General features: G+C 62.0%; 17 protein-coding genes and 1 pseudogene. 7 read left to right on the plus strand and 11 right to left on the minus strand.

Features of this window, described 5'->3' with window-relative positions:
- The first annotated feature begins 137 nt into the window (after nt 1-137).
- From hppD to NKH29_RS26365, 3 genes are all read left to right on the plus strand, one after another.
- A complete protein-coding gene (hppD, locus tag NKH29_RS26355; protein WP_352640017.1) occupies nt 138-1,253 on the plus strand; it encodes a 4-hydroxyphenylpyruvate dioxygenase in 1,116 nt (371 codons plus the stop codon).
- 69 nt (nt 1,254-1,322) lie between these two features.
- On the plus strand, nt 1,323-1,547 hold the full coding sequence (locus NKH29_RS26360; protein WP_023717195.1) for a type II toxin-antitoxin system Phd/YefM family antitoxin: 225 nt from the start codon (nt 1,323-1,325) through the stop codon (nt 1,545-1,547).
- On the plus strand, nt 1,544-1,921 hold the full coding sequence (locus NKH29_RS26365; RefSeq protein ID WP_023717194.1) for a type II toxin-antitoxin system VapC family toxin: 378 nt from the start codon (nt 1,544-1,546) through the stop codon (nt 1,919-1,921). The genes NKH29_RS26360 and NKH29_RS26365 overlap by 4 nt, the downstream gene beginning before the upstream one ends.
- On the opposite strand, the pseudogene NKH29_RS26370 reads toward NKH29_RS26365, so the two are convergent.
- The 5 genes and pseudogenes from NKH29_RS26370 to hmgA all read right to left on the minus strand — a co-directional run bounded on the left by NKH29_RS26370 (nt 1,922) and on the right by hmgA (nt 6,064).
- Nucleotides 1,922-2,475, minus strand: a pseudogene (locus NKH29_RS26370) (DinB family protein).
- Between the two features lie 4 nt (nt 2,476-2,479).
- A complete protein-coding gene (locus NKH29_RS26375) occupies nt 2,480-2,773 on the minus strand; it encodes a hypothetical protein (RefSeq protein WP_352640016.1) in 294 nt (97 codons plus the stop codon).
- Nucleotides 2,770-3,792 carry a fumarylacetoacetate hydrolase family protein gene (locus NKH29_RS26380; protein WP_023717191.1) on the minus strand — a complete coding sequence of 341 codons (1,023 nt, stop codon included), beginning with the start codon at nt 3,790-3,792 and terminating at the stop codon, nt 2,770-2,772. The genes NKH29_RS26375 and NKH29_RS26380 overlap by 4 nt, the downstream gene beginning before the upstream one ends.
- A gap of 48 nt (nt 3,793-3,840) precedes the next feature.
- The gene (locus NKH29_RS26385) at nt 3,841-4,740 is read right to left on the minus strand and encodes an MBL fold metallo-hydrolase (RefSeq protein WP_352481276.1); all 900 of its coding nucleotides are present in this window, start codon (nt 4,738-4,740) and stop codon (nt 3,841-3,843) included.
- Between the two features lie 10 nt (nt 4,741-4,750).
- Entirely contained in the window at nt 4,751-6,064 is a 1,314-nt protein-coding gene (hmgA, locus tag NKH29_RS26390; RefSeq protein WP_353000927.1) for a homogentisate 1,2-dioxygenase, read from the minus strand.
- A 137-nt stretch (nt 6,065-6,201) separates the two neighbouring features.
- On the opposite strand from hmgA, the gene NKH29_RS26395 reads away from it, so the two are divergent.
- Nucleotides 6,202-6,651, plus strand: a complete 450-nt coding sequence (locus NKH29_RS26395) for a MarR family winged helix-turn-helix transcriptional regulator (protein WP_023717189.1) — start codon at nt 6,202-6,204, stop codon at nt 6,649-6,651.
- 187 nt (nt 6,652-6,838) lie between these two features.
- Here the strand turns inward: NKH29_RS26395 and tdh are convergent, their stop codons facing one another.
- Both tdh and NKH29_RS26405 read right to left on the minus strand, forming a co-directional pair.
- On the minus strand, nt 6,839-7,873 hold the full coding sequence (tdh, locus tag NKH29_RS26400) for an L-threonine 3-dehydrogenase (RefSeq protein ID WP_023717188.1): 1,035 nt from the start codon (nt 7,871-7,873) through the stop codon (nt 6,839-6,841).
- Between the two features lie 68 nt (nt 7,874-7,941).
- Nucleotides 7,942-9,129 (minus strand): glycine C-acetyltransferase, encoded by a 1,188-nt coding sequence (locus NKH29_RS26405; RefSeq protein WP_352548954.1) that lies wholly within the window; start codon nt 9,127-9,129, stop codon nt 7,942-7,944.
- A 265-nt stretch (nt 9,130-9,394) separates the two neighbouring features.
- Between NKH29_RS26405 and NKH29_RS26410 the strand changes: the two genes are divergently transcribed.
- Nucleotides 9,395-11,467 carry a putative bifunctional diguanylate cyclase/phosphodiesterase gene (locus NKH29_RS26410; protein WP_023717186.1) on the plus strand — a complete coding sequence of 691 codons (2,073 nt, stop codon included), beginning with the start codon at nt 9,395-9,397 and terminating at the stop codon, nt 11,465-11,467.
- Between the two features lie 5 nt (nt 11,468-11,472).
- Here NKH29_RS26410 and NKH29_RS26415 read toward each other — a convergent pair whose 3' ends face one another.
- Together NKH29_RS26415 and NKH29_RS26420 are read right to left on the minus strand one after the other, a co-directional pair.
- Nucleotides 11,473-11,715, minus strand: coding sequence for a type II toxin-antitoxin system Phd/YefM family antitoxin (locus NKH29_RS26415; RefSeq protein WP_023717185.1), 243 nt, complete (start codon nt 11,713-11,715; stop codon nt 11,473-11,475).
- Between the two features lie 20 nt (nt 11,716-11,735).
- Entirely contained in the window at nt 11,736-12,164 is a 429-nt protein-coding gene (locus NKH29_RS26420) for a MarR family winged helix-turn-helix transcriptional regulator (RefSeq protein WP_023717184.1), read from the minus strand.
- A gap of 117 nt (nt 12,165-12,281) precedes the next feature.
- On the opposite strand from NKH29_RS26420, the gene NKH29_RS26425 reads away from it, so the two are divergent.
- Nucleotides 12,282-12,689, plus strand: coding sequence for a hypothetical protein (locus NKH29_RS26425; RefSeq protein WP_353000929.1), 408 nt, complete (start codon nt 12,282-12,284; stop codon nt 12,687-12,689).
- Between the two features lie 141 nt (nt 12,690-12,830).
- On the opposite strand, the gene NKH29_RS26430 is transcribed toward NKH29_RS26425, so the two are convergent.
- Nucleotides 12,831-14,876: an oxidoreductase gene (locus tag NKH29_RS26430; RefSeq protein ID WP_352818302.1), complete on the minus strand. Its 2,046-nt coding sequence runs from the start codon at nt 14,874-14,876 to the stop codon at nt 12,831-12,833.
- Nucleotides 14,877-14,990: 114 nt separating this feature from the next.
- On the opposite strand from NKH29_RS26430, the gene queF reads away from it, so the two are divergent.
- The gene (gene queF, locus NKH29_RS26435) at nt 14,991-15,452 is read left to right on the plus strand and encodes a preQ(1) synthase (protein WP_353000931.1); all 462 of its coding nucleotides are present in this window, start codon (nt 14,991-14,993) and stop codon (nt 15,450-15,452) included.
- A 29-nt stretch (nt 15,453-15,481) separates the two neighbouring features.
- Here the strand turns inward: queF and NKH29_RS26440 are convergent, their stop codons facing one another.
- On the minus strand, nt 15,482-16,666 hold the full coding sequence (locus tag NKH29_RS26440; protein WP_023717180.1) for a mandelate racemase/muconate lactonizing enzyme family protein: 1,185 nt from the start codon (nt 16,664-16,666) through the stop codon (nt 15,482-15,484).
- Nucleotides 16,667-16,676 lie beyond the last annotated feature (10 nt).

Consider the following 16,676-nt stretch of genomic DNA (forward strand, 5'->3'; position numbering starts at 1 on the left):
ATGCACAAGTTGCGCATGATCGGAACATTTCAAGCGTTTGAATGCAAGCAATTTGCACTCGCTCCGCGCTATGATTGGGCTCAGATATGGCCGATGCGGCCAATGCCAGATTTCGGGCCAGATTTCGGAGCAATGCCATGGGTCCCTTCCCGCACGACGCACCGCCCGCCAAGATCAGCAAAACCAATCCCGCCGGCACCGACGGCTTCGAATTCGTCGAATTCGCGCATGCCGAGCCGGAAAAGCTCGCCGAGCTTTTCACCCGCATGGGCTACGTGCCGGTGGCCAAGCACCGCAGCAAGGACATCACCGTCTGGCGGCAGGGCGACATCAATTATGTCGTCAATGCCGAGCCCGGCTCGCATGCGAAGAAATTCGTCGACAAGCACGGCCCTTGCGCCGCCTCGATGGCTTGGCGTGTGGTCGATGCCAAGCATGCGTTCGATCATGCCGTTGCCAAGGGCGCGACGCCCTATGAAGGCGCCGGCAAGTCGCTCGACGTGCCGGCAATCGTCGGTATCGGCGGATCGCTGCTCTATTTCATCGAAACCTATGGCGAGAAGGGCTCGGCTTACGACGCCGAGTTCGACTGGCTGGGCGAGCGCGATCCCAGGCCGGAAGGCGTCGGCTTCTATTATCTCGACCACCTGACCCACAATGTCTATCGCGGCCAGATGGACAAATGGTGGGATTTCTACCGCGACCTGTTCGGCTTCAAGCAGATCCATTTCTTCGACATCGACGGCAAGATCACCGGCCTGGTCAGCCGCGCCATCACCTCGCCCTGCCGCAAGATCCGCATCCCGCTCAACGAGTCCAAGGACGAGACCAGCCAGATCGCCGAATATCTGAAGAAGTACAATGGCGAGGGCATCCAGCACATCGCCGTCGGCACCGACGACATTTACGGCGCCACCGACAGGCTGGCCGCCAACGGCCTGAAGTTCATGCCGGGCCCGCCCGAGACCTATTACGACATGTCTTATGCCCGCGTGAACGGCCATGAAGAGCCGATCGAGCGCATGAAAAGGCACGGCATCCTGATCGACGGCGAAGGCGTCGTCGACGGCGGCACGACCAAGATCCTGCTGCAGATTTTTTCAAAGACTGTGATCGGGCCGATCTTCTTCGAGTTCATCCAGAGGAAGGGCGACGAAGGTTTTGGCGAGGGCAATTTCCGCGCTCTGTTCGAATCCATCGAGCAGGACCAGATCAAGCGCGGCGTGCTGAAGGTGGACGGCAAGGCAGCGTAGCCAGTTCGGCCGAGGTGCCTTGTGGTTTGATCAGTTATGACCTAAATTCTGGTCATAAAGGATCGAGTCATGAATGTTTCCATTGCCGAAGCCAAGGCCAAATTGTCGGAACTCGTCAGCCGTGCGGAAGCCGGCGAGGAGATCGTGCTCACACGCCACGGCAAGGTGGCGGCGCGTATCGTACCTCCGGCAGTGGCCGAATCCCTGCCGCGTATCGGCGCATTGAAGGGCAAGATCTGGATTGCGGACGATTTTGATGAACTCGGCCCCGAGTGGGATGAGTACGTGAAATGACGGTCGGCCCGTTTCTCGCCGACACACACATCATCCTCTGGTCGATTTCGGACGATCGACGTCTCAGCGAGCACCACCGCGCTATTCTGGCTTCGGAAGCGGTGGTGTTCGCGAGCGCGGCTAGCGTCTGGGAAATTGCCATCAAACGCTCGATCAGAAAACTCGATGCGCCGGACGACCTGCCAACGCTGCTTCCAAGGATGCAATTTCAGCCGCTCGCCGTAACCTTCCAGCACGCAAACGCCGTCGGCAGCCTACCCCACCACCATGGTGATCCGTTCGACAGACTTCTGATTGCGCAGGCGCAAATGGAGAATCTCACCATCCTTACATCCGACCCGCATTTCGCCAGTTACGATGTGGCTTTGGCATAATTAGCCAAGCAGTTGGTCTCGCAGTCCCAGCCGCTCGACTTCGGCTTTCCTCAACTTAACATCGTAATCGAGGAAGAACTCGTCGAGTTGTGGCGGTTTCACCGAGGTGCCAGACAGCATCGCGTGCACCTGGCCGCGATGATGGATGTCGTGGATGAAGAGATGGGCGAGCAAATCGCCGATCCGCTCCGGTATCATGCCGTCCTCGCGCCGATCAGTGACGACGCGGCGTTCGAGATCGTCCGCCGACAGGCGGTCGCAAAAAGCGATCAGCCGCCGGTCGGCCTCCGCCCGCTTGCCAAAGAGCGCGTCCGCTTCGTCGAAGCGCAAGAACTCATCATAGGCCGCGGCGCCGACGCCGCCCTCTTCGAGAAAATCGAGATAGAGGTGATCGACCGCCAGAATGTGGTTCAGCGTTGCCTTGATCGACGGGAAGAAGCTGGTTCGCTCGGCTTCGAATCACCAGGCTTAAGCTGCAGTACGGCGCCATAAAGCCGGTCGTTCGACCAGAGATTGTTGCGCGCCATGCGGCGGAAATGGTTCAGCAGGTCCATGACTTCACTCAGCTGACCGGACCAACGACAAGCCTGCCCCCATTAGCAGGAATCCAGCGAGAACAATCAGCAGCAGCCCGATCATGCGCCGCCGCATGCCTTGCGTTTCCTGGTCACGCGCGACGTTCGTGTTGGTGACGGTGTGAAACATCATCGCCTTGCGCGGAAAGCCGCTGCGGTTGGTCAGGCCGGGCGAGCGCGCCTCGATGCGATAGCTCAGCCGGATCGCCTGGATGAAGATCGCCAGCATGACAAGGGCCCAGACACCGCACAGGAGATAGAATGTCTCGCCTGTCATTCTCTTGCCCCCTCGTATTTCTCGACCTTCTGCTCGATGGCGCCGAAGATCGAATGCCCGCCCCTGTCCTTCATCTCGATGCGCACGGTATCGCCAAAGCGCAGAAACGGCGTCTTCGGTTCGCCGGCTTCGATGGTCTCGATCATACGCAACTCGGCGATACAGGAATAGCCGGCGCCGCCCGCCGAGACAGGCTTGCCCGGCCCGCCATCGAGCTTGTTGGAGACGGTGCCCGAACCGACGATGGTGCCGGCGGCCAGCGGCCGCGTTTTTGCGGCATGGGCAATCAGCGCCGGAAAGTCGAAGGTCATGTCGATGCCGGCGTTCGCCCGGCCGAACGGTTTGCCGTTGAGATCGACCAGCAGCGGCAGGCTGACCTTGCCGCCGTCCCAGGCATCGCCCAGTTCGTCCGGCGTCACCGCAACCGGCGAAAAGGCTGATGACGGTTTCGACTGGAAGAAGCCGAACCCCTTGGCAAGCTCGGGTCCGGTCAGGCCGCGCAGCGTCACGTCGTTGACCAGCATGACCAGCCGGATCGCTGCCCGCGCCTCGTCGAGGCCAGCGCCCATCGGCACGTCGTCGACAATGACGGCGACCTCGCCTTCCAGGTCGATGCCAAGGGTCTCGTCGATCATGCGGATTGGGTCGCGCGGTGCGAGGAAGGCGTCCGAACCGCCCTGGTAGATCAGCGGATCGGTCCAGAAGCTTGCCGGCATCTCGGCGCCGCGCGCCTTCCGCACCAGCTCGACATGGTTCACATAGGCCGAGCCGTCGGCCCATTGGTAGGCGCGCGGCAGCGGCGAATGGGCGTCGTGCTCGTGAAAGCGAGCCGACGGCACCGCATTGTTCTCCAGCGATTCGGCCATGGCGGTGAGATGCGGCGCGATCCGACGCCAGTCATCGAGCGCGGCCTGCAGCGTCCGCACCAGGAACGACGCATCGGTAAACCGCGTCAGGTCGCGCGAGACGACGACGAGTTTTCCGTCGCGCGTCCCGTCCTTCAAGGTGGCAAGCTTCATGCGGTTTCCTCTCCTGGCGCAGCTTTGGTGCTGCTTTGATTTTTTGTTCTAGGCATGATCTCTTCCGAAAACCGGTTTCCACTTTTCGAGATCATGCTCCAGCCCCACAACAAGGCCGTCGCGGGCGATCGTCAAGTCGCCGGCCCATGTTTTCCTGACGGCGGCAATCCAGTCGGCCTCGCCGATCTCGGGATCGTCGGCGGGAATGAGATGGTTGAGGACCAGTCTTTTGACGCCTGCATCGCTGGCGATGCGGCCCGCTTCCTCGGCAAAGCTGTGGCTGGCAAGCAGGTGTTCCCTCAGTCTTGCACCGTTGCCGGTCTTCGCGACCAACCGCTCGATGCCCTCTTCCAGCATGGCCTCGTGGACCAGGACGTCGGCGCCTTCGGCGAAATCCGACAATGGCGGAAAGAACGCCGTATCGGACGAGAAGACGATGCTTTGCCCGGCTTGCTCGAAGCGCAGCGCAAAGCAGTCCGTCACCGGCGGGTGGTCGACACGCAAGGCCGATATTTTGAGACCGCGCTCTTCCGCCACCTGCCCTTCACCAAACTCGACAATCGAGACCAGGTCGCGGAGATCCGGCCGCCCTTCGTCGGCGATGCGGATCTCGATGTCGAACTCCATCGCCTGGCAAAAGCGCTGCCAGTAGTAGCCGATGCCGGGCGGGCCGAATACGGTGACCTTTGTCCCCAGGCCGGCCGTCCATGCGGTGTGGATCAACGGTCCGAGTTCCAGCACATGGTCTGAATGCAAATGCGTGATGAAGATCAGGTCAAGCGCCTTCAGACTGACGCCGGCATCGGTCAGCCCGCGCGTTACGCCCAGCCCGCAATCGACGACGAGGGTGCGGCCGCCAATCTCCAGCAGCGATGAACTCGGCCACGGTCCGCCCGGCCGGAGCGCCGGACCACCCTTCGAGCCAAGAAGCACCAGACGATCCATCATGCGACGGCGCTCAAGACCAGTCGCCCTCGGGCGTGCCGTTGAAGCGTTTCTTCAGATCGGCCCAGCAGTCGATATAATTGTCCTGCCGGGTTTCGAGCTCGGCGCCATAGCGGGTCACCATCTGCGGGAAGCGTGTCTCGAACATGAAGGCCATGGTGTTGGCGAGCTTGACCGGTTTCAGCTCCGCGCGCGAGGCCTTTTCGAAGCCAGGCGCATCGGGTCCGTGGGCCAGCATCATGTTGTGCAGGCTGATGCCGCCGGGCACAAAGCCCTCTTCCTTGGCATCGTACTGACCATGGATCAGGCCCATGAACTCGCTCATGATGTTGCGGTGATACCACGGCGGCCGGAAAGTGTTTTCCGCCACAAGCCAGCGCGGCGGGAAGATGACGAAATCGATATTGGCGGTGCCTTCCTCGCCGCTCGGCGCGGTCAGCACGGTGAAGATCGATGGGTCAGGATGATCGAACAAGATCGCGCCGACCGGCGAAAAGGTCGCAAGATCATATTTGTAGGGCGAATAATTGCCGTGCCACGCCACCACATCCAGCGGCGAATGATCGATCTCGGTGACATGGAACTGGCCACACCATTTCGCGATCAGCCGGAAGGGTGTTTCCTTGTCCTCGAACCAGGCACAGGGCGTCTTGAAATCGCGCGGATTGGCCAGGCAGTTGGCGCCAATCGGGCCGCGATCCGGCAGCGTCAGCTTGGCGCCGTAATTCTCGCAGACATAGCCACGCACTTGCGGATCCACCAGTTCGACCTTGAACACCAGGCCGCGCGGCAGCACGGCGATCTCGCCCGGCCTGAGTTCGATGACGCCCATCTCGGTGACGAAGCGCAAGGCTCCAACCTGCGGCACGACCAGCAACTCGCCATCGGCGTTGAAGAAATGGTCGTCGGCCATCGAACGGTTGGCGACATAGACATGTGCCGCCATGCCGGTCTGGCCGAGCACGTCGCCGGCGGTGGTGATCGAGCGCATGCCGGCGATGAAGTCTGTCGGCTCTTTCGGCATCGGCACGGGGCTCCAGCGATACTGGCCGAGAGCGAGCTGGTGGTCGCCGACGTTCGGCGCGCTTTTCCACAGCGGATAATTCGCCGCTTTGAAGCGACCGGTATGCCTGACGCTCGGCCTTATCCGATAAAGCCAGGAGCGCTCATTGGTGCCGCGCGGCGCAGTGAAAGGAGAGCCCGAAAGCTGCTCGGCGTAGAGGCCGTAGGCCGGCCGCTGCGGCGAGTTGCGTCCTTGCGGCAGCGAGCCCGGCAAAGTCTCGGTCTCGAAGTCGTTGCCGAAACCCGGCATGTAGGAATAGGCCATGGCATCCTCCCTGGATACTGACAGAGCGCGCTCCTCGCCTCCGATGGCTGCGGCACTCAAGCATTGACCAAACTGGTTTCATCTGTAACCATTGAAAATGTAACTATCAACCACGGCGTCTGCCGGGATACAAAATCATGGACGTCCTGGAACTCGAAAGCTTCCTGCCCTACCGGCTCTACCGTCTCGCCGATGCCGTCAGCCGGGAATTCTCCAGGATATACAAGGACCGTCACGGCCTGACCCGACCCGAATGGCGCACGCTGGCCGGGCTCGGCCAGCACGGCACCATGACCGCGACGGAACTCGGCGAGCAGTCGGCCATGCACAAGACCAAGGTTTCGCGAGCCGTCGCCGAGCTCGAACGGCGCCGCTGGCTCACTCGCACACCGGATGGAAAAGACAGGCGGGTCGAGCATCTGACGCTGACCCGAGCTGGCCTTGTCGCCTATCGCGAGATGGTGCCGCTGGCTAAAGCGTTCGAGCTGGAATTGCTTGCGAGGCTGAGCACGGAACAGCGAGCGGCCGTTGTCAGCGGAGTGGCGGCCCTGGAGATGGCGTTGCCGGATCGACGAAAGGAGCTGTGAAAGCTGCTAACACACCCCCTCTGTCCTGCCGGACATCTCCCCCTCAAGGGGGGAGATTGGACGTCGCTTCGGCTTTCGCCAATCTCCAAAGAAGAGCGATGTCGGCGAAGCTGCCAATCTCCCCCCTTGAGGGGGAGATGGCCGGCAGGCCAGAGGGGGGTGCTGTCCCGCCAACATTTCTGATCGCCTACCAGTCCATCACCACCTTGCCGGAATTGCCGCTCTTCATCGCTTCGAAGCCGGAAACATAGTCGTCGATGCCGATGCGGTGGGTGATCAGGCCGCTGACATCGAGAGGACCCTGCACCAGCGCAATCATCTTGTACCAGGTCTCGAACATCTCGCGGCCGTAGATGCCCTTCAGATGCAGCATCTTGAAGATGACCTTGTTCCAGTCGATTTCGAAGCCGGTCGGCGCGATGCCGAGAATGGCGATCTTGCCGCCATTGTTCATGGTGTCGATCATGTCGCGGAAGGCAGGGGCTGCGCCCGACATTTCGAGGCCGACGTCAAAGCCCTCGGTCATGCCAAGCGCCGGCATCACGTCGCGCAGCTTTTCCTTCGATGCGTCGACGACATGCTGAACGCCAAGCTTTTTCGCCAGTGCCAGGCGCACCGGGTTGATATCGGTGATGACCACTTTTCGCGCGCCGACGCACTGCGCCACCAGTGCACCCATGATGCCGATAGGCCCGGCGCCGGTGACCAGCACGTCCTCGCCGACGAGATCAAAGGACAATGCGGTGTGAACAGCATTGCCTAAGGGATCGAAGATCGCCGCGATCTCGTCGGGCACGTCGTCGGGGATCGGCACCACATTGTGCTGCGGGATCGCCAGGTATTCGCCAAAGGCGCCCGGCCGGTTGACGCCGACGCCGAGCGTGTTGCGGCACAAATGCCCCCTGCCCGCCCGGCAGTTGCGGCAATGGCCGCAAACGATATGGCCTTCGCCGGAAACGCGCTGGCCGAGTTTGTACTCGGTCACCGCCGCACCGAAATCGGCGACGGTTCCGACAAATTCGTGGCCGGTAACCATCGGCACCGGCACGGTCTTTTGCGCCCACTGGTCCCAATTATAGATGTGGACGTCGGTGCCGCAGATCGCCGTCTTCCTGATCTTGATCAGCACGTCGTTGGGGCCGATCTCCGGCACCGGCACTTCTTCCATCCAGATGCCCGGCTCGGCCTTGGCCTTGACCAGCGCCTTCATCATGTTCGACATTCTTTTGTTCCCCAGAACCTTAGTCGCTTGAACCTCTTGATCCGGAATCGCTTTTCGGTTCCGGCCGTTCAGGAAATCACGCCGAGTTCCCGACCGACTGCGGCGAACGCCTCAACCGCGCGATCGATGTCTGCGCTGGAATGGGCGGCCGACATCTGCGTGCGGATGCGCGCCTGGCCCTTCGGCACCACCGGGAACGAGAAGCCGATGACATAGATGCCGCGCTTCAGCATCCGCGCCGCCATCTCCTGCGCCAGCGTCGCATCGCCAAGCATCACGGGGATGATCGGGTGGTCAGCGCCGGCCAGGGTGAAGCCGAGCTTGCCCATCTCGGACCGGAAATGCCCGGCATTGTCGTAGAGCCTCTTCCGCAATCCATCCCCGACTTTGATCAGTTCGAAGACCTTTATCGAGGCGCCGGCGATCGCCGGCATCAGCGTGTTGGAAAAAAGATAGGGCCGCGAGCGCTGGCGCAGCCAGTCGACCACCGGCTTCCTGCCCGACGTGTAGCCGCCCGACGCTCCGCCCAATGCCTTGCCGAGCGTACCGGTGATGATGTCCACCCTGCCCTCGACGCCACAATGTTCGGCCGAGCCACGGCCATTCCTGCCGACGAAACCAACTGCATGGCTGTCGTCGACCATCACCATCGCATCGTATTTGTCGGCGAGGTCGCAGACGCCCTTCAGATTGGCGATGGTGCCATCCATCGAGAACACGCCGTCGGTGGCGATCAGCCGGAACCGGCAGTCGCTCGCGTCTTTCAACCGCGCCTCCAGATCGGCCATGTCGTTGTTGGCGTAGCGGAAGCGCTTTGCCTTCGACAGCCGCACGCCGTCGATGATCGAGGCGTGGTTCAGCGCATCGGAGATGACCGCATCCTCCTCGCCGAGCAGCGTCTCGAACAGGCCGCCATTAGCATCGAAGCAGGAGCCGTAGAGGATAGTGTCCTCCATGCCGAGGAAATCAGAAATGGTCGCCTCGAGCTGCTTGTGTTCTTCCTGCGTGCCGCAGATGAAGCGCACCGACGCCATGCCGTAGCCGTAACGGTCGAGCGCCTGCTTGGCTGCTTCCCGCAGTTCGGCGCTGTCGGCGAGGCCGAGATAATTATTGGCGCAGAAATTCAGCACCTTCTCGCCGCCCACCTCGATCTCGGCCGATTGGGTCGAGGTTATCACCCGCTCGGATTTGTAGAGACCTGCCGATTTCAGTCCTTCAAGCTCGCTGTCGATGTGGGAAAGGAATGCTTCGGTCATGATCAGGCCCTGTTGAGATCGATGAGGACTGTCGCGCCGCGCGGACGAAAAATCCATCGCAAAAGCGACCGCTTCGGTGGCGGCAATGGCACGGCAGAGGCCACGATGTTCAAATGCAGAGGCGCCGCGAAAGATTGCAATAACCACTTTGCGGGTTTCCCGCCACCGTCGTCGCCGCCGGCCTGTTGCCATCCCAAAGCTGTTAACACTTTGAAGCCAAAGGTTGTCGCACAAGAATTCGTTGGCGAGAGGGCCGACTCGGAAAATGTCGCAGCAGCCGGTGCACGCCGTTTCGGGCAGGCTTATACTCCTGATCAAGTCCGGCTACTGGCTGGCTCTGCTGATCATAGCCGCCATGGTAGTGGCGTCCTTCATCCTGCTGCAACAGGTGATGGCGACCCAACGGCACAATCAGGCGCTGCTCGATATCGTCAGCACACAAAAAGCCCTGTCGCAGCGCATCGTCTTCCTTGCCGGCGCAACAGGCAGCGCCTCGCGCGATCAACAGCACGCCCTGGTTAGCGCGCTCAAGCAAGCGACAGTGGAGTTCGAGAAGAACTACGATCTGCTGCTCGAGCGGACCGCCGCCGATCCGGTGTCGCCGGCAAGATTCGATCCGAAATCGATCGAGAGCGTGCTTTTCGCCAAGCCGTACCATCTCGACTATTTCTCGGTCGGGCTTATCGCCAACGGCGAGCGTCTGATCTCTTCATTCGAATCGCGGCTCAACACGACCGGCAGCGGCGGCTACAAGGGCGGAGAGGAGCGCGTTAATCTGGACGCTTCCGTTGCCAACGCAACATTGTCGGGCTACGCAGCACTCGGCCAGCGCATCAGCGCCTACGCGGACCAGCGCTCCGAAAGGCTCCTCGATCTTCATCGCACATTGTTCCATTCGACCATCGGCGTCATCCTGCTGGTGGCACTTTTCATTTTCCGGCCGATGTCGAATGCCATCTTGCGCCGGACGCGCGAGCTGGTCGATGCACGCAATTCCATGGCCTTCATTGCCGTGCATGACGGGCTGACCGGCCTGCACAACCGTACCTTCCTGACCGACCATTTCGATACGTTCATCAGTGGTGCGCAGCGAAGGCGTGAGCGGGTCGCCGTAGTGCAGTTCGACCTCGACCGGTTCAAGCAGATCAACGACACGCTCGGCCACGCCGCTGGCGATTATGTGCTGGTGGTGGCCGCGCAGCGCATGCGCGATTCCTGCCGGACGTCGGATCTCAACGTGCGTCTCGGAGGCGACGAATTCGTTGTCGTCCTCAACGACGCCGGCAGCACCGCGGACATCGATATCGTCGCCAGACGCATGCTGGCCAAACTCAATGAGCCGGTCATCTTCCAAGGCACGACGATCCATCCAGGCGTAAGTGCCGGGATTGCGGTCTACCCCGTCGACGCCGACAATGCGCAGGACCTGCTCGTCCATGCCGATCTGGCACTCTATTCAGCCAAGAGGCAGGGCGGCGGCAGTTTGTCGTTCTTCTCCGATGAGCTGAGGCGCGAACTTGATAATCGCAAGCAGCTCGAACTCGACATCAGGATCGCCATCTCTGAGAAGGCGTTCGAAGTCTATTTCCAGCCGCAGGTGTCGCTGTCGGATGGCGCTATCAGTGGCATCGAGGCTTTGGTTCGCTGGAGGCATGCCGAGCGCGGCATGATCGCGCCGGGCGAGTTCATTCCGATCGCAGAAAAATGCGGCTTGATGCCCGAGATCGGCCGCATCGTTATTGCCAAGGCGATCGACGAAGCAGCCGAATGGAACCGCGCAGGCATCGCCTTCGGACGGATCGCCGTCAATGTGTCCGGCTCGGAGCTGCGCGAGACAGATTTCGAAGTCTTCCTGTTCGGTACGCTGGAGAGGGCTGGCCTGCCCGCGCACAAACTATCGCTGGAGATCGTCGAATCCGTTATTCTCGATGACGAGAAGACCGGTATCGCGGCAAAGCTGCGGCACATCCGCGCCGCCGGCATCCATCTTGAGCTCGATGATTTCGGCACCGGCTACGCATCGCTCAGCCATGTCAATCCAAACGAGATCGACCGGCTGAAGATCGATCGCCGTTTCGTCCAGAACATCAACGAGAACAGCGGCAACACCAAGATCGTGCGTGCCCTCACCGAGCTCGCCCGCGGTCTCGGCATCTCGATCGTCGCCGAGGGCGCCGAAACCGAAGCCGAGCTCGACTCGCTGATGGCGATCGGCTGCGACCAGGTGCAAGGCTATTCCATCGCTTTCCCGATGCCACCGGACAGGGTGCGCGAATGGCTGGTGGCCCGGGCGCCCAAGAAGGCCAGGCTGACGGTGCTGCAGGGCAGCCGGGCGTAGATCCGTCATGGTTCGGGCTTGCGAACCGACCTGATGAGCCGAGGCGGAAGGTCATCCTCATCACCGGGAAATGCTGCCAGCAATTGTCCAATGTTGGGCACACGCGCCAGTTTTTCGTAGTCCTGAAATGACAAAATGACCGCCTGCTTGCGGCCGCGCCGCGTGATGGCCGCCGGTTCTCCCGCGACGACCTGATCGAGCAGCGCCGAGAGTGTAGTCCTGGCATCCTTCAGCGAAATTTCGCGCATAGCGTTTTCCTAGCCTAATTCTAACCTTCGACATTGGCCCGCAGCGCGGCCAGCACCTGTGCAAACTCCGCCAACCTGTCGTCGGATAATCCCTTCCGCAGCCGCTTGTCGAAGGCTAACGCGGCGGTGCGCAATTTCAGGAACAGCGCTTCTCCGGCTTGGGTCAGCTCCACCTGGTGAACCCGGCGATTTTCGGGATCGCGGCGCCGTATCAGCAGGCCTTGCGTCTCCATGGCGTTGAGATGATGGGTCAGTGTTGCGCCCCGAATACCGATCATGCCGGCGAGCTCGCGTTGGTTGGCCAGCTCCCGCGACTTGACCGACAGCAAAGTCACCCAGACCGGCAGCGTGCCCCCCGCCTCGACCAGGGCAGCGTCGAAAGCCTGCGCGACCAGCTTGGCGGTGCGGGCGAGATTCATCCCGATCGGCGGGCGGTCAAAGGGCGTCATGATCCGACACTAGAACAAGGGCAAAGCCTATGGAACCGGCTCGAGCTTATGCGTTGACATCTAATCATTTGATATCTATCCATATGGTTAGCGGTGGGCAAGAGAGGAAATGCGGTCATGCAATATGTCTACATCATCGTCCTCGGCCTTCACGTCATGGCGGGTGTGTTCTGGGCCGGCACCACCATCGCGGTTGCCCGCGAACCGGAGATCCGGGCGGAACGTTTCTTCCGGCCGCAAATGGGCGCGGCCGGCGTGGTTTTCCTCACGGGTTTGCTGCTCTGGTATTTCTTCCACAACGGCTCCTTCGGCTCGATGGAGAAGGTCCTGGCGCTGGGCATCTTGACTGCCTTGATTGCCGCCGGGGTCCAGGGCGCACTGGTGGGTTCCGCCAGCAGGCAGTTGGCCGGCGCTGATGCGGCGACGCAAACCCAGTTGCGCGCGAAGATGACAAAAGGCGAACGCATCGCCGGCGGGCTGCTGCTCATCACCGTGTTCTGCATGGCTACCGCCAGGATGTTTTGAGCGGCCTGCCGCAATCGCAAGATCGTACGGTGTCCGGCCGCAAGCCGGCGGCGTGCGCGGCGCGCAGAACGAGCCGAAGTACCGTGGTGGCTCTCCGTACGGAGGTTCGGCTGCGCGCCACCAATCAATCCAAAATATTCCTCAGATTCGCAAGCCGAACCTGATGCCGTCATAGATGGCGGCGTGGATGTTGCGCGAGGCTACTGCATCGCCGATGCGGAAGAGCACGAAACCGGCGTGAGGATTGCGCACGGGAAAGATGTCGCCGCCATTGACCAGCTTTTCGTAGTCGATCGCGCCGGCGTTCTTCGACAGCGGCTTCAGCGCCAGATAGAGATCGTCGAGCGGCAGCGTGCCGTGCTCGACCACCACCTGGTCGACGCGGCGCTCTCCGCGCCAGCCATCAGCGAAGTCGGAGGCGAGCTCGGCGATCAGCTGGTTGCCCTCGCGCCGCACCGAACGCAGCCGTGTGTTGATGGTCACCGTGACACCCTTTTCCTGGAAGGCGCGCATGTAAGGCACATGGTTCATGCCGCCCATTTCCGGCGCGAAGAAGCGCTCTGGTGAAACCAGCTCCAGCCTGGCGCCGCTGTTGGCGATCAGTTCGGCAGCACCCATGCCCTGATGGCCGCCATTGTCGTCATAGAGCAGCACGTTCTCGGCCGGCTTGACGCTGCCGGCCATGATGTCCCAGCTCGAGGTGACGAGATCGTCGCCCGCAGTCAGAGGCGGGTTCTGCGGCAGGCCGCCGGTGGCGATCACCACCACGTCCGGCGACAGCGCCAGCACGTCGTCCTTCTCCGCCCAGGTGTCGTAGCGGATCTCGACGCCGAGCCGGTCCAGCTCGGCCAGACGCCAGTCGATGATGCCGATCAATTCCTTGCGGCGGGGATTCTGCGTTGCCAGCCGCACCTGGCCGCCGGCCTGGCTCGATGCTTCCAGCACCGCTACCTGGTGCCCGCGCTCGGCGGCGACCCGCGCTGCCTCCAGCCCGCCGGCGCCGGCGCCGACCACGACCACCTTTCGCTTCGGTCCCGCGGTTTTCGGAATAATGTGCGGTATCGACGCCTCGCGGCCCGTTGCCGCATTGTGGATGCACAGCGCCTCACCGCCCTCATAGATGCGGTCGAGGCAGTAGGTTGCACCGACGCAAGGGCGGATCTCGTGCTCGCGGCCCTCCATCACCTTCCTGACGATGTGCGGGTCGGCAATGTGGGCGCGCGTCATGCCGACCATGTCGAGCTTGCCGGTGGCGATGGCGTAACGCGCGGTGGCGACGTCGGAAATCCGCGCAGCATGGAAGGTCGGGAATTTCGTCGCCGCCCTCACCTCGCCGGCGAAGTCGAGATGCGGCGACGACCGCATGCCGGTCACCGGAATGACTTTTGTCAGCGCGGCATCAGTCTCGATCGAGCCACGGATGATGTTGAGGAAATCGACCTTGCCGGAGCCGGCCAGCCGCCTGGCGATTTCGACGCCTTCCTGTTTCGACAGGCCTTTCTCGAAATCCTCGTCGGCGACCATGCGGATGCCGACGACGAACTTTTCGCCGACCGCGGCACGCACCGCATCGAGCACCATTCCGGTGAAGCGCAGCCGGTTGTCGAGCGAGCCGCCGAAATCGTCGTCGCGCTGGTTGGTGGCCGGCGACCAGAAGCCGTCCATCAGGTGGCCGTAGGCCTCGAATTCGATGCCGTCGAGGCCGGCAGCCTGGCAGCGCTGGGCGGCCGCCGCGTAGTCGGCGACGATGCGCTCGATATCCCAGTCCTCGATAATCTTGGGAAAGGCGCGATGCGCCGGTTCGCGCACCGGCGAAGCCGACAGCACCGGCAGCCAGTCGGCCTTGTTCCAGCCGGTGCGGCGGCCGAGATGGGTGATCTGGATCATCACCTTGCAGTCATGCTCGTGGCAGGCATCGGTAAGCTCGGCGAGCCACGGCACGATGCGGTCGTCATAGACATGCAGATTGCCGAAGGCGGCCGGGCTGTCGCGCGAGACGATCGCCGAGCCGGCGGTCATGGTCAGCGCCATGCCGCCCTTGGCCTTTTCGGCATGGTAGAGCCGGTACCGCTCCTTTGGCATGCCGTCCTCAGAATAGGCCGGCTCATGGCTGGTCGACATCACCCGGTTCTTCAGCGTCAGATGCTTGAGCTGATAGGGCTGGAGGAGCGGGTCGTTGCTAGTCATCGTCTTCCTGCTGTTTCAAATTGTGCTAATGAGCGGCAAATTTTTGTTTTTACGCATGTCGCTATCCCAAAATCGCTGCGCAGTTTTGGGCGACATGCAGCAAGGAACCTGCTCATGACCGATACGAAAAACCTCACCCAGCTCGGCACCAACGTCGAGGCGCCACAGAGCCCTGAAGCGGCAGTCCTGGAAACCATGCCATTTTCGCGCGGCGACGGCCCGCCGGCCATCGTTCGCTTCACCTGCCCGGAATTCACTTCGCTCTGCCCGGTCACCGGCCAGCCGGACTTCGCCCATATCGTCGTCGACTACGCACCCGATGCGCTGCTGGTGGAATCGAAGTCGCTCAAGCTGTTCATGACCTCGTTTCGCAACCATGGCGCGTTCCACGAAGAATGCACCGTCATGATCGGCCGCCGCATCATCGCCGCGACCAAGCCATTGTGGTTGCGCATCGGCGGCTACTGGTATCCGCGCGGCGGCATTCCGATCGACGTGTTCTGGCAGACGGGCGCCCCGCCGAAAGGTGTGTGGCTGCCCGACACCGGCGTCGCCCCCTATCGCGGGCGCGGGTGAGCCTGAGTTTCTGAGGAAAATACGTTGCATCAGTTGAGCGGGAGCCGCCGGTAGCGGCCGGGATTGTTCGGGTCGCTGAAATGGCCCATCGGCCCGTGTTCGGCGAAGTGGCCCGCCCAGCGTTTCATCGCAGCCGGATCGAGTTCGACGCCCAGCCCGTCACCCTCCGGCACGCGCACCGTATTGCCCGTCTGGCGGAAAGGACCGTCCTTGATGACATCGCCGATCTGCCAGCGAAACAGCGACTGCGATGCTTCGGTGATCCACGGTGTCGCCGCCACGACGTGCAGATAAGCCGATGTCATGATGCCGAGATCGTTCGAATAGCACCAGAACCCCTTGCCCATCGCCTCACAGGCGGCGATGAATTTCAGAGTTTTCGACAATCCGCCGAGTGCTGCGAAATTGCAGACGAAGTAATCCGGCGCACCGAGCGCGACTGCCCGTCTGAGATCCGGGATGTGCGTGGAGAACGGAATGCGCGAATGCTGGCGCAGCGCTGCCATCTCCTCGAAGGTCGCGACCGGATCCTCGTAATTGCGGATGTTGAACGGCTCGATCTCGCGCAGTACCCAGCGCGCTGTGGTCAGCGACCACTGCATGTTGGAATCGAGTTTGATCTGCGCCTTATCGCCAAGCGCCTCGCGCAGCATGCGCACTGTCCTGATCTCGAGCTCGGGATCGCCCATGATCAGCTTGCCCTCGAAGATCGTCGAGCCGTGCTGTTCTCGCATGCCGAGACAATAGTCGACGATCGCTTCGGCGGTCATCTCGCCGCCGGCTCCGCCTTGAGCGGGGCGAAAGGCGAAATATTCCGAAAACGGAATGTCCTTGCGCACCGCGCCGCCGAGCAGCTTATAGAGCGGCATGCCGAAGACCTTGCCTCTTATATCCCAGAGCGCCAGTTCGATGGCGCCGAACGCCACCGTGGCTGCGTTCTCGCCGGTGTTGGCGGTGATCTGCCAGGGCGGCACACAGCGCGCCTCGCAGTCGGCGATGTCGAGCGGATCGGCGCCAATCAGCGCCGGCGCGATCTCGGCCTTGATCACCTCGCCGAAATGCCACCATGGCGCCTCGCCCAGTCCGACCACGCCTTCGTCCGTCTCGACCTCGATGATCGATTTCGAGGCGCCGCCGTAGAGACCAGCCGTCCACCAGAACGGAGCATCGAGCGGGACGTTGACGTGGGTGACGCGGATGTTGCTGATCTTCATCGGTTCCGTT

The organism is Mesorhizobium sp. M1295, from assembly GCF_040318135.1.
In the GTDB taxonomy this organism is placed as follows: Bacteria; Pseudomonadota; Alphaproteobacteria; order Rhizobiales; family Rhizobiaceae; genus Mesorhizobium.

Coding starts and splice junctions, on each gene's coding strand:
- hppD (WP_352640017.1), top strand. CDS start 138: ATGGGTCCCTTCCCGCACGACGCACCGCCCGCCAAGATCAGCAAAACC.
- NKH29_RS26360 (WP_023717195.1), top strand. CDS start 1,323: ATGAATGTTTCCATTGCCGAAGCCAAGGCCAAATTGTCGGAACTCGTC.
- NKH29_RS26365 (WP_023717194.1), top strand. CDS start 1,544: ATGACGGTCGGCCCGTTTCTCGCCGACACACACATCATCCTCTGGTCG.
- NKH29_RS26375 (WP_352640016.1), bottom strand. CDS start 2,773: ATGACAGGCGAGACATTCTATCTCCTGTGCGGTGTCTGGGCCCTTGTC.
- NKH29_RS26380 (WP_023717191.1), bottom strand. CDS start 3,792: ATGAAGCTTGCCACCTTGAAGGACGGGACGCGCGACGGAAAACTCGTC.
- NKH29_RS26385 (WP_352481276.1), bottom strand. CDS start 4,740: ATGATGGATCGTCTGGTGCTTCTTGGCTCGAAGGGTGGTCCGGCGCTC.
- hmgA (WP_353000927.1), bottom strand. CDS start 6,064: ATGGCCTATTCCTACATGCCGGGTTTCGGCAACGACTTCGAGACCGAG.
- NKH29_RS26395 (WP_023717189.1), top strand. CDS start 6,202: ATGGACGTCCTGGAACTCGAAAGCTTCCTGCCCTACCGGCTCTACCGT.
- tdh (WP_023717188.1), bottom strand. CDS start 7,873: ATGTCGAACATGATGAAGGCGCTGGTCAAGGCCAAGGCCGAGCCGGGC.
- NKH29_RS26405 (WP_352548954.1), bottom strand. CDS start 9,129: ATGACCGAAGCATTCCTTTCCCACATCGACAGCGAGCTTGAAGGACTG.
- NKH29_RS26410 (WP_023717186.1), top strand. CDS start 9,395: ATGTCGCAGCAGCCGGTGCACGCCGTTTCGGGCAGGCTTATACTCCTG.
- NKH29_RS26415 (WP_023717185.1), bottom strand. CDS start 11,715: ATGCGCGAAATTTCGCTGAAGGATGCCAGGACTACACTCTCGGCGCTG.
- NKH29_RS26420 (WP_023717184.1), bottom strand. CDS start 12,164: ATGACGCCCTTTGACCGCCCGCCGATCGGGATGAATCTCGCCCGCACC.
- NKH29_RS26425 (WP_353000929.1), top strand. CDS start 12,282: ATGCAATATGTCTACATCATCGTCCTCGGCCTTCACGTCATGGCGGGT.
- NKH29_RS26430 (WP_352818302.1), bottom strand. CDS start 14,876: ATGACTAGCAACGACCCGCTCCTCCAGCCCTATCAGCTCAAGCATCTG.
- queF (WP_353000931.1), top strand. CDS start 14,991: ATGACCGATACGAAAAACCTCACCCAGCTCGGCACCAACGTCGAGGCG.
- NKH29_RS26440 (WP_023717180.1), bottom strand. CDS start 16,666: ATGAAGATCAGCAACATCCGCGTCACCCACGTCAACGTCCCGCTCGAT.